Origin of the sequence: Corallococcus llansteffanensis, from assembly GCF_003612055.1 — a bacterium.
Lineage (GTDB): Bacteria > Myxococcota > Myxococcia > Myxococcales > Myxococcaceae > Corallococcus > Corallococcus llansteffanensis.
Genome location: NZ_RAWB01000304.1, coordinates 1 through 12,062, shown reverse-complemented (window position 1 = coordinate 12,062; position 12,062 = coordinate 1). Strand labels below are relative to the sequence as shown.

The following is a 12,062-nucleotide window of genomic DNA, read 5'->3' as shown; positions in this document are numbered from 1 at the left end:
GGGATGCGCATGGTGGAGAGGGCGGGCAGCCTAGCCCACGCTCCCGCCGTGGACGAAGCCTGCCCGTTCCCCTTCCCTCCATCCGGCCGCGTCCGGAAAGCGGCAGCCGCGCCACAATGCTGATGACGGGGGCTGGCCCCGGTCTACCATCCGCGCTCGCGCGCGATGCGTCGGTGAGGAGAGCAGACGGGATGAGGGTTGGACGGGGCGCACTGCTGATGATGCTCGCCCTGGGGGCTTGCAAGCCCGACGCGAGCACGGAGGCGACGGAAGTGAAGGACGCGGGCGCCATCGGGCTTCCGGGCCGGCCTTCTCCGCTGACCCTTCCCACGTGCGACGTGCTGCTGCCGGCGGACCTGCGCGACCTGACGCTCAACGGGTTCACGATGAAGGAGGAGCGGGGCTGTCCCACGTGCGGCCCCGTCTGCATGTTGCGTTCGGCCGCCACGCCGGACGTCTCCGTGTCGGTGGCCTATGACTGCCAGCCGGGCTACGCGGGCGCGGACGTGCGCGCGCTGCTCGAGCCCATGTTGAACGCGGGCGGCGAGGAGGTTTCCGCGCTGGGCCGGGCGGCGGCTCGGCGCAACCCGGTGCAGGGCATGACGCAGGTGGTGGCGTGGGACGACGACGCGCCCTGCGTCGTCGTCGTCACCTGGCTGGGCGACGACCCCGACCGCGCGATGGACGTAGCGCGCCTCGCGGTGACGGCGCATCAGGGGGTGGAGGGTGCGGCCGACGCGGGCACGGCGCTTCCGCGCCTGGAGGGTGACAGTCCGCTCGGGGACGCGCCGTTGGAGCCGCTGGACACGCTGACGCGGCCGCGCGCTGGAACGACGGATGTGCTCTCCGCGCCCGCGGGCTCCCGGGCACAGCCCTCCGTCGCGCCCGCGGTGGTCCCGCCGCCTCCGCGTCCCAGGGTGACGGCCCCCGTGGGAGCAGGACCCGCGCCCGGATCCGTGGCGCCCTCACGACCGCCGACGGGCCTGGCGCCAGGGGTGACGCCCGCGCCGCCGGTGACGCCGCCCCGTCCCGCGAGCACGCCGCCCCGTAACGTGGGCGTGCCCTCCGCGCCGACGACCGTGACGCCTGTGCCGACGACCGTGACGCCCGCGCCGACGACCGTGACGCCCGCGCCGAAACCCACGACACCTGCGCCGACGACCGTGACGCCTGTGCCGACGTCCGTGCCGACTGCGCCAACGACCGTGACGCCCGTGCCGAAACCCACGACGCCTGCGCCAACGACCGTGACGCCCGCGCCGAAACCCACGACGCCTGAGCCAACGGTCGTGACGCCTGCGCCCACGACCGCACAGCCTGCGCCCACGACCGCACAGCCTGCGCCGACCTCCGAGCCGAAACCGGAGACACCTGCGCCGACGTCAGCGCCGAAGCCCGCGACGCCTGCGCCCACGACCGTGACGCCTGCGCCGACGTCAGCGCTGAAGCCCGCGACGCCTGCGCCCACGACCGTGACGCCTGCGCCGAACCCGTAACGCCTGCGCCGACGTCGGCGCCGAAGCCCGCGACGCCTGCACCCACGACCGTGACGCCTGCGCCGAACCCGGAACGCCTGCACCGGAACGCGACCTTCGGGCCCGACCTCAAGCCCCGGCACAGACACCCCGAGCCGGGCCCTCGCTCCCATGCCGCGCTCACGCTCCAGGGCTCGCCATCCCCCGGAGCGTGCGTGCGCGCCTACAACGTCTGCAGGTACTCCACGAGGTCATCCACATCCGCGTCGGACAGCTGCGCCGTCAGGCCGTGCTGGTTCGACTCGCGGCCGTTCAACAGACGGGCCCGGAGGGTGGGCGCGCTGCCGTCATGCAGGTACGGCGCGGTGCGGCCCACGCCCAGCAGCGACGGCGTGTTGAGCCCCGCCCTGATGACCTGCGCCGCGTCCTTCAGCACGCCCTCGCGCACGAACGTGCCCACGTCCGCGTTGGCGTTGTTCGTGAGCACGGCACCCGCGTGGCACGTGTCGCACGCCGCCTTCTTGAAGAGCGCCGCGCCTCGCGCCTGCGCCTCCGTCAGCGGCTCGCCCCGGAACGGGTTGTCCGTCGCCGGAATCGTGTCGATGAACGCCGCCAGCTTCGCCACCGTGTCGGAGTCCAGCGCCTTGCCGCCCATGCGGTCCTTCACCGTGGCGTTCATGAAGTCCCCCAGACCGGAGAACTCCCCGCTCCAGTGGAACGGCGCCGTCGACGTCGTCATGCGCCCCGCGAGGCTGGGCGTCTGGCGCGGCCCGTCCGGGAAGCCCCACACGTGTCCGTCCTCGCGGCCCTCCAGGTGGCATGAGCCACAGGAGATCGCCACCATCGGGCTCGTCATCCGCTCGTCCGTCGCGGTGAAGAACAGCCGCCGGCCCGCCGCGGCCATCGGGGACAGGACGTCGCCCGCGATGGGCAGCCGCGTGCGCTCCTCGGACACGGCGTCGATGCCGTCACCGCTGCTCACCAGCGTGCTCAACGTGTGGTCGAACGCGTTGTAGACATACACCTTGCGCCCGTCGCGCGTGATGGCGATGCCGTTGGGCCCCGCGCCCACCAGCACCGTCTGCCGCACGGAGCTCGTCGAGTTCGGCAGGTCCTGCCCGGAGCGACGCCACGCGGGCACGATGGCCACGTTGTTCGTCTCCTGGTTCACCAGGAACAGCCACGCGCCCGAAGGGTCCACCACCGCCGCCGCCGGGCCCTGCACGGGTGTGATGAGCGACGGGCTGGCGATGAGCGACGTGGGGTAGTCCGGCGTCCTGTCCGGCGGCGGCTTGCACTCGTCCAGGTCGTCCACCACCGGCTCCGGCGCCTCACCGTCCGCGTCGAAGGTGATGAGGCCCGCGGCCACCACGCCGCCGCCCACGTCCGCGCCGCACGGCGTCCCGCCGCCATACAGCGAGTCCCCGCCCTGGAAGCCGCCATCGTCCGGCGACGCGGCCAGAGCGTCCTCGCGCGACCAGAGCACCGGCGCGAAGAGCCGCCGTCCGTCCGGCGCGCCCATGATGTCCACCATGCCGCGTGCTCGGAAGGTCCGCGCGCCCCGCGGCGCGGACGGAGGCAGCGGGGTGTCCAGGGCCGTGACGGCCCGGGGCGCCGACGCCGCGTTCGCCCGCGCGTTCAGGTCCGTGCCGTCCCGCAGCACCCGGGGCCGGTCCGCGTCCGACAGGTCCACCGTCATCACGTCGCCCTGCCGGAACAGCGACACCGCCGCCTTGCGGCCCCCCTCCAGCAGCGCGATGCCGCGCGGCTCCTCGCCCAGCGGCAACTCCCAGCGCGCCGTGAGCGACTCCGTGTCGATGGCGGTGAGGCTGCCGTGCGTGGCCGACGTGCGCGTGGCGCTGTTCACCACGTAGAGCGTGTCGCCGTCCGGGGACACCACGAGCCCCGTGGGCTCCACGCCCACGTCGATGCGCGCCGCTTCCACCGCGTCACCCCGGCGGATGACGGACACGCTGCGCCCGCCCCGGTTCGTCACGTAGACGGTGTCGTCCGGGCCCACCGTCACGCGCTCCGGACGCGGGCCCACCCGCACCTCGCTCACCTTCTCCTGCCGGGCGGTGTCCACCACCGCGAGGATGCCGTTGTCGGCATCCACCACGTAGAGCAACGCGTCATCCCGGCTGAGCGCCACGGACCCGGAGGCATTGCTCCAGGTGCCCGCCACCTCGCGCTCCTTGCACCCCGAAAGCACCAGCGTCACCGCGCAGAACGCGGCCCATCCCTGCCGTCGCATCGGAAAGCCTTCCCCTCCCGTGGGGCCCGCGCGTCCTTCCGGCCCTGCCCTGCGCGCGGTGAAGCCCCACGGCCTGTCGGGTGCGTGCCGGCCCTGCTCACACGCCGTCCCGAGGGCCGCATGCTCGCCCACCCGTCCACCGGAAGTCGATGCCCTCCGCACCCGTCGTGCGGCCCAGGACAGTGTGGGGAAGGTGCCCCTGTCCTACAAACACCCCGAGCACCGGGCCCCTGTCGCGTGTAGATACGGAGGCCGTGCTTCGTCCCGCGCCCGTCATCCTCAGCTTCCGGCGCACGTTCGCGCTGCTCCTCCTGCTGATCGTGCTGCCCTCCGCCGGCCTGTCGGGCTTCGGCATCGTGGCCATCATCAACGAGCGCGCCGCGGTGGAGAAACGCCTGGAGGCCGCCTGGCGCGGCACGCTCGCGGACCTGTCCGCGGAGGTGCCCCGGGCGCTCAACGGCGGACGGCTGGAGCCGACGGACGGCGAACGGCTGGCGTTCCTGCTGGCGGACGACCAGGAGGTGTCCGACCCGGAGGGGACCTTCCACGTGGAGAACGGCCTCGTGCGCACCAGGGACCCGCAGCTCGCGGAGTCCCTGGCGGCGCTGGTGCCGGAGGCCGCCTCCCTGCCCACGGTGCCCACCGTCTTCTCCCTCGCCACCGGGAACCGGGCGGTGATGGTGGCCGCCGAGCGCCAGGGGACCCAGGTGCGCGGCGTGCGGCTGTCCGGCATCGCGTTGGACAGGCTCCTGTCGGACAAGGCCCAGGGGCGGGCCACGTCGGAGCCGGTGCGCTTCACGCTGCTGCCCGTGCCGCGCGACGCGACCAGCGAGGGCGGGCTCGTCAACCGGCTGATGTCGGAGGTCGCCCAGGCCCGGCAGAACGCGCTGGGGACGACGGTGCTCGCGGAGCGGGTGCTGTCCCCGCCGCTGCAGGACTTCCGCCTGGTGGTGCTGCCCACCGGCGAGGACCCCATCGCGAGCGCCTCCACGCGCAACCGCGCCGTGTACGGCGTGCTCCTGGGCCTGTTCTACCTGACGCTCACCTTCGGCGTCGTCTACACCGGCCGCGTGCTCTACCGCGAGGCGCGCCTGTCACGCATGAAGACGGACTTCGTGTCGCTGGTGAGCCATGAGCTGCGCACGCCGCTCACGTCCATCCGCATGTTCATCGAGACGCTGGCCCTGGGACGGCTCAAGGACCCCGCGCAGATGCAGGAGGTGCTGGACCTGCTCACGCGCGAGACGGAGCGCCTGTCGGACCTCATCGAGCGGGTGCTGGACTGGGCGCGCATCGAGAGCGGCCGCAAGGTGTACCAGCGCGAGGCCCTGCCGGTGGCGGACGTGGTGGACGCGGCGGTGGCGGCCTTCCGCGCGCAGCGGCTGGGCGACGACATGGTGTTGAGCGTGGACGTGGAGCGCGCGCTGCCTCCGGTGGAGGTGGACCGCGTCGCGGTCGCGGGCGCGCTGCTCAACCTGTTGCAGAATGCCTACAAGTACAGCGGGCCCACGAACCGGAAGATCGCGCTGCGCGCACAGAGGGACGGCAGACACGTGAACCTGTCGGTGGAGGACAACGGGGTGGGGATCGCCAGGAAGGACCGCAAGCGCATCTTCGAGCGCTTCTACCGCGTGGACAACCTGCTCACGCGCAAGACGGAGGGCAGCGGCCTGGGGCTCGCCATCAGCAAGCGCATCGTGGAGGCGCACGGGGGCCGCATCACCGTGCAGAGCGAACCCGGCAAGGGCAGCCGCTTCACCCTCCAGCTCAAGGCGGGCCGCTCATGAGCACCGGCAGCGAGGAGAAGCCGCGCCGCATCCTGGTGGTGGAGGACGACCTGTCCATCCTCACCGGCGTGTCCATGAACCTGCGCTTCGAAGGGTACGAGGTCCTCCAGGCCCAGGACGGACGCACGGGCCTGGCCAAGGCGCTGGACGAGGCGCCGGACCTGCTGGTGCTGGACCTGATGCTCCCGGAGCTCAACGGCTACGAGGTCATCCGCGAGCTGCGCCAGCGCGGCCGCGACACGCCCGTGGTGGTGCTGTCCGCCCGGGGCCAGGAGTCGGATAAAATCCTGGGCCTCAACCTGGGCGCGGACGACTACGTGGTGAAGCCCTTCGGCCTCCAGGAGCTGCTCGCGCGCATCAAGGCGGTGCTGCGCCGCAGGTTCGGGGTCACGGGCACCACCGCGCCGCCGGTGACGTTCGGGGACGTGAAGGTGGACCTGGCGCTGCGCACGGTGGCGCGCGACGGGCAGCCGGTGGAGTTGACCGCGCAGGAGTTCAAGCTGCTCGCGCACTTCCTCGCGCACCCGGGCCGCACCTTCACCCGCGAGGAGCTGCTGTCGGGCGCGTGGGGCTACCACTACGAGGGCAGCGCGCGCACGGTGGACAACTTCATGCGCCAGCTGCGGCTCAAGTTCGAAGCCGACCCGGAAGAGCCCCGGCACTTCCTCACCGTGCGCGGCCTGGGCTACCGCTTCGAGCGCTGAAGCGAGCTCCTGGCTGCCTCACAGCCCGGCGACGCCAATCTGGCGCAGGTCCTCCAGGTCGAAGGGCTTGCCGTCGAAGCGGCCGTAGCGCTCGCGGAGCGTGAGGCCGCTGGAGGTGAGCGCGGTCTCCAGCTCCTCCGGGAGGAAGTGGCGCAGCTTGAGTCGGCGGATGGGGCTCGTGCCGCCGGGCGGGCGCCGCTCGCGCAGGTGCAGGGCGAACAGCGGGCGGCGGGGCTCCACCGCGGAGCCGGGCTCGTCCTCGTCGCGCGGCAGCACGGGCTCGCGCGGGGCGTTGAGCACGTCGTAGACGAAGGTGCCGCCAGGGGCCAGGTGGTGGATGACGGTGGCGAGGAACGCCTCCACGTCGTCGCGGCCGGCCATCAGGCCCAGCGCATGCTGCGGGGCGAGCACCAGCGGGAACTTCTCCGGCAGCCGCAGCGTGCGCAGGTCCGCCGTCATCAGGCGCGTGCGCGCGGAGACCTCCGGGCTCTCCGACGCGCGGCGCTCCTCGGCGGAGCGGATCATCACCTCCGACGGATCCACGCCCACGGTGGCGAAGCCATGGCCGGACAGGGCCCAGGGCACGCGGCCGTTGGCGGCGCCCAGCACCAACACGGGCGCGCCGTGCTCGGTCGCCTGCCGCGTGTAGAAGACGAGGTCCGGCTCCTGTCCCACGAGGGACAGCGGGGTGCGGCCGCGTGCGTCGTTCCCTGCCATGGCCCAGGCCCTAGCACGGTTGCGGGGCGCTTCGGGACCCCCTGCGTGCCCACAGTGGGCAATCGTTTGCCCACCCGCTGTCCGGCAAATGACGTCGGCATCGGCTGCCCGTCCCGTCCGGGCTGGCACCTTCCTTGCCTTGGGTGACGGCATTTCGCGGAGCCCGCTGGGGGGAACTCCGCCTTGAGTCAGCGAGAGGTGTCTGGACCATGAAGCACGGGTGGCGGTGGACGGGAGCGGTCCTGCTGGTGGGAGCGCTGGGGTGGGTGGGTTGCGGAGGGGATGACGGCGACACGCGCGGCGTGGACGACCCGGCCCCCGTCGAGGATCCGCAGGAGAACCCGCAGGTGCCGGACGCGGGGACGCAGCGCCCTGACGCGGGCAGCGGCACGGACGCCGGCACGGGTGGCACCGACGCGGGCACCGGCGGCACGGACGCCGGCACGGGTGGCACCGACGCGGGCACCGGCGGCACGGACGCCGGCACCGACGCGGGCACGCCGCCGGAGACGGTGCAGACCTATCCCCTGCCCTCCGCGCCGGGCTGGACGTTCTACAACCAGGAGCTGGGCGCTCCCCGCTACATCTACGGAATCACCGCCGACCAGGGCGGCAACATCTGGGTCGCGGGCGGCGAAGAAGGCCTCTTCCTGATGAAGAAGGGGCAGACCACCCTCCAGCGCTTCACGATGTCCGACGGCCTCCACCCGTTCGGCCGCATGCGCGACGGCGTGGGCGGCCCTCCGCCGGGCATGCCGTACCTCAAGGTCATCTCCGTGGCGGGCGGACCCTCCGGCACGGTGTTCGTCGGCTACGCCGGCAAGCCGCCCGCGCCGGGCAGGCCCACCTGCGAGGACGAGTGGGACCAGTCCGAGAAGGAAGGCCGCCCCGCGGACGCGAGCGTCTACAAGAGCGGTGACGCGGACAAGGTGACGCTGAAGGCGGACGGCACCCTGGACGTCGTGCACTACGACATCCACACCGGCCCCACGAAGGTGGGCGCCGAGCTGCGCGGCCGCGAGAAGCTCTGCACCATCTACCGCATCGCCTATGATCCGGTGAAGGAGGTCGTCTGGTTTGGCGGCAACCACGGCTTCGCGATGGGTGACGCGAAGTTCGACGGCAACGTCCCGGCCTACTGCTGGGATCCGCGCCCCTGGAACACGACGGAGAGCCCGAAGTTCAAGTGGGAGTTCGAGTGCGCGGGCCTCTACGAGCACGTGCACCCGCACATCTCCGGCTCCAAGGGCGAGCTGCTGTCGGACCGCTATTACGGCATCGCCATCACCGACAACCACGACGTCTTCTTCGGCGGGCAGATCCGCTCCACGCGCTTCTATTACATGACGCTGAGCCCCGACCAGCAGCAGGGCAATTACTGGGATGCCCAGGCCTATACGGAGGACAAGGGCTACGACTGGAACCGCTTCGACATCTGGGCCGACCAGGTGCCGGACTACCCCTCCGAGGCCCAGCGCGTGGACGACAACGTCTCCGGCATGGCCATGGCGGGCAACGGCGACGTCTGGGTCAGCTCCTTCTTCTACGGCCTGGCGCGCCTGAACCCTCAAGGCCAGGTGCAGACCAAGGTGATGCAGGACCTGGTCAACTACTCGCCCGCCAGGGGCTCCACTCCCGCCATGGCGCCCACCTCCGCCGTGGCCACGGACCCGCTGGATGGCAGCCTCTGGGTGGGCGCCAACTGGTGGGGCGGCATCACGCGCCTCAAGGGCGGCGGCACGGTGAAGTACAGCGCGGACGTCTTCGGCACGGCGGTCACCTCCGTGAGCGCCGTGTCGGACATCCAGTTCGACCGCTCCGGCGGCAAGCGCCGCGTCCTCATGTCCTTCGAGGGCGTCAAGAACCCGAAGACGGGCGTCGTCACCCCGGGCCTCATCGGCATCTACGAAGGCGACTGAGCGCGGGCGTCACGGCAGGGCCTCTCACGGCCGTCCTCCTCGTCATGGGGAGGGCGGCCGTTGTCTTTGGGACGCAGGAAGTGTCTGCCTTTCACCAGAACAGACACCGCAAAGCCGACCATCCGACAATGCCTCTCCCTCCGGGGCGAATCGACGACGGCCCCACGACCGGCCGAAAAAGCCCGCCGCGTAGCCCGGATGCGCGGCGCTGACGGACCCACCGCGCGAAGACCCTGTCCCATCCGGAGCCTCGCTCGTGAAACGTCACATCGTTGCCTCATCCCTGTTCTCGGCCACGCTGCTGCTGGCCACTCCCTCCCAGGCAAACCTGGAGCGAGACATCGTCGCGGGCTCGGAAGCCTTCACCCTGCCCCACGCGGGCTACGTGCCCGCCCCCGGCAACCTCCGCTACGTCGATTCATCCTTCACGGGCACGTCGGATGGCAGCCTCGCGAACCCCTGGAAGTCCCTCCAGGCCGCCATCAATGCCTTGCAGCCGGGCCAGGCCGCCTACGTCCGGGGCGTCTTCGTGGAGAACCTGAGCTGGAGCGCGGCCCAGAACGGCACCTCCGCGCTGCCCATCACCCTGATGGAGTGGCCCGGCCACCAGGCCACGGTGCGCAACCCGGGCTCGGGACCGCTGCTGGACGTGACGAAGAGCCACTGGATCATCGACGGCTTCGAGCTCGACGGGAACCGGGTCTTCTCGAACGTCGTCCGGTTCAAGGGCGCGGGCTCCCACGACTCCATCCTGCGCAACAGCCACGTCGTCAACGCGCGGGGCGGCGCGGCGGTCTTCATCGGCGACTCCGCCCACCACATCCAGGTCCACCGCACCACCGTGCAGTGGACGTACCACTGGAGCGCCCTGCGCCCCGAGACGAGCTGTAACACCCACGCGGACTGCGCCGCCCAGGAGCCCTCCACGCCCGTGGGGCTGGTCTGCGTGGACGGGTTCCACTGCGCCACCCGCGAGGATGGACATGCCATCAGCATCTACCCGGACAGCCACCATGTCCTGCTCACGGAGAACACGCTGAACGACAACTCCGGGGACGGCGTGCAGTGCGTGGGCCCCGTGTACGTGGAGCCCGCGGGCACGGGCACCGTCCGCCCCCACGACATCCTGATGATCGACAACACCATCGCCAACACCAGCAGCAGTGATGGCAACACGGAGAACGCCGTCGACATCAAGGACTGCGACCGGGTGACGATCCGCGGCGGACACGTCAGTCACTTCCGGGCCACCCGCAACGCGACGGGCAACGCGAGCAAGGGCGAGGCCATCGTCGCCCACTTCAACGCCCAGGGCATCCTCATCGAGGGCGTGGACATCGCCGACACCTGCCGGGGCATCAACCTGGGCCGCTTCGACTCGAACGAGCAGCTGGCCAACGTCGTCATCCGCCGGAACATCATCCGCGACCCGACCCTGACGACGGCGCGGTGCCCCTCGAACGCGGTCTGGATGACGCGTGTGACGGGCGTGGACCTGTACCACAACACCTTCGACGGCTGGGAGAACGCCTTCGTGTCGGTGGGCGAGGAGATGACGGGCGTCAACGTCACCAACGTCGATGTCTGGAACAACATCTTCAAGGGCGGCGCGGGCTACTACCTGGGCGCGAGCCAGAACGGCGTGAGCCAGTTCGAAAGCGGCTACAACCTCTTCGCCCAGGGCGCGTCGAAGATGCTGCGCTGCAACTTCACCCTCGTCGACATGGCGGCCTGGAGCAACTGCCTGGGCATCCCGGGCCTGGCGCTCGAAAGCCAAAGCCAGTGGGGTGACCCGCTCTTCTCCTCGCTCGCGCGCGAAACCCAGCCGGGCTCACCGGCGCGCGACATGGCCCTCAATGACACGCAGACGGTGGATTACTGCGGCAACGGTCCGGACGTGGGCGCGAAGGAGAGCTGCGCCACCGGCACCCAGCAGCCGTCGGACGTCCCGCCCTCCCCCCAGTGGGGGCTCCAGCGCGGCACCACCGGCGACGAAGCCTTTGAAGCGGTGACCACCAACGCGCAGCGCGACGTCTTCTACGCGGGCTGGACGACGGGCGCCTTCAACTACACGCCGATGGGCGGCTGGGACGCCATCATCGGTCGCTATACGTCGACCGGCACCATGGGCTGGTCCCGCCTGCTGGGCGAGTCAGGCCATGAGAAGGCCCTGGGCATCACGGTCGACACCGCGAACAACGTCTACGCGGCGGGGTTCACGACCAGCAACCTGGGCGGCCTCCAGCTGGGCAATGGGGATGCCTTCGTCGTGAAGTACGACGTGAGTGGCGTGAAGCAGTGGGTGGTCCAGCCCGGCACGGCGGAGGGGGACTCCTTCAGTGACATCGCCTCGGATGGCACCTCCGTCTACGCGGGGGGCACCACGCGGGGCAGCTTCCCGGGGCAGCCGCACCACGCGGTGGCCGGAGGGGACCACCTGCTCATGAAGCTGGACGCGAACGGGAACACGCTCTGGACCCGCGTGTGGGGCACGGAGGAGGACGAGTCCGTGCAAGGCGTGGCCGTTGGCGCGGGCGGCGTCTACGTGCTGGGGCACGTCTACAACCGGTACGTGTCGGTCGCGAAGTTCACCACCGGCGGTGACAAGGTCTGGGAGCACGTCTTCCCCGCGCGAATGGCCCGGGGCTCCGACATCGCCGTGGACGCCACGGGCAATGCCTACGTCGCCGGCTTCTTCCAGCCCTCCTCCGAGGCCTACACGCCGCTGGTCATCAAGCTGAACAGCGAGGGCGTGGAGCAGTGGACGCGGACCACCTTCTCAACCTATTTCGCCTCGCTCTTCGGCATCCGGACGGACTCCGCCGGCAACGTCATCGTCGCGGGACAGTCCTCGGGGGCCATGGCGGTCTACAAGCTGACCCCCTCCGGCGACCTCCTCTGGGAGGGGGGACATCCGAGCACGGCCTCGACGTACGGACTGGGCGTCGCGGTCGACAACGCGGATGACATCCTCCTGGTGGGGGAGACCCGCGGCAATGTCTTCAGCACCAATCAGGGCGAACGCGACGCGTTCATCCTGAAGTACCCCAACTGAACGCGACCTCTCACGGCACAAGAAAACATCCCGGCGCGCAGGCTTTTGACGCATCGTGCCCGGCCGGCTACCGGCCGGGCACTACCTTCCGACAGTCAGCACGCGCGGCCCGGAAGCCGACTAGAATGCCGGTCCCGTCATGCCTCCCTGT

The 12,062-nt window shown here is 71.1% G+C and carries 7 protein-coding genes; 5 read left to right on the top strand and 2 right to left on the bottom strand.

The features are described 5' to 3' along the window. Window positions 1-191: 191 nt before the first annotated feature. The gene (locus D7V93_RS25710; protein ID WP_147451319.1) at window positions 192-1,496 is read left to right on the top strand and encodes a hypothetical protein; all 1,305 of its coding nucleotides are present in this window, start codon (window positions 192-194) and stop codon (window positions 1,494-1,496) included. Window positions 1,497-1,698: 202 nt separating this feature from the next. On the opposite strand, the gene D7V93_RS25705 is transcribed toward D7V93_RS25710, so the two are convergent. Next, window positions 1,699-3,729, bottom strand: a complete 2,031-nt coding sequence (locus D7V93_RS25705; RefSeq protein WP_120645913.1) for a c-type cytochrome — start codon at window positions 3,727-3,729, stop codon at window positions 1,699-1,701. Window positions 3,730-3,983: 254 nt separating this feature from the next. Between D7V93_RS25705 and D7V93_RS25700 the strand changes: the two genes are divergently transcribed. Further along, window positions 3,984-5,516: a sensor histidine kinase gene (locus D7V93_RS25700; protein WP_244237510.1), complete on the top strand. Its 1,533-nt coding sequence runs from the start codon at window positions 3,984-3,986 to the stop codon at window positions 5,514-5,516. Beyond that, window positions 5,513-6,220 carry a response regulator transcription factor gene (locus D7V93_RS25695; protein ID WP_120645911.1) on the top strand — a complete coding sequence of 236 codons (708 nt, stop codon included), beginning with the start codon at window positions 5,513-5,515 and terminating at the stop codon, window positions 6,218-6,220. Before D7V93_RS25700 ends, D7V93_RS25695 begins: the two co-directional genes overlap by 4 nt. Before the next feature lie 18 nt (window positions 6,221-6,238). Here the strand turns inward: D7V93_RS25695 and D7V93_RS25690 are convergent, their stop codons facing one another. Further along, window positions 6,239-6,937, bottom strand: a complete 699-nt coding sequence (locus D7V93_RS25690; protein WP_120645910.1) for a class I SAM-dependent methyltransferase — start codon at window positions 6,935-6,937, stop codon at window positions 6,239-6,241. 209 nt (window positions 6,938-7,146) lie between these two features. Here D7V93_RS25690 and D7V93_RS25685 point away from each other — a divergent pair, with 209 nt between their 5' ends. Both D7V93_RS25685 and D7V93_RS25680 read left to right on the top strand, forming a co-directional pair. Then, the gene (locus D7V93_RS25685; RefSeq protein WP_120645909.1) at window positions 7,147-8,856 is read left to right on the top strand and encodes a ligand-binding sensor domain-containing protein; all 1,710 of its coding nucleotides are present in this window, start codon (window positions 7,147-7,149) and stop codon (window positions 8,854-8,856) included. A gap of 256 nt (window positions 8,857-9,112) precedes the next feature. After that, window positions 9,113-11,911, top strand: a complete 2,799-nt coding sequence (locus tag D7V93_RS25680) for a hypothetical protein (protein ID WP_120645908.1) — start codon at window positions 9,113-9,115, stop codon at window positions 11,909-11,911. Window positions 11,912-12,062: the final 151 nt, after the last annotated feature.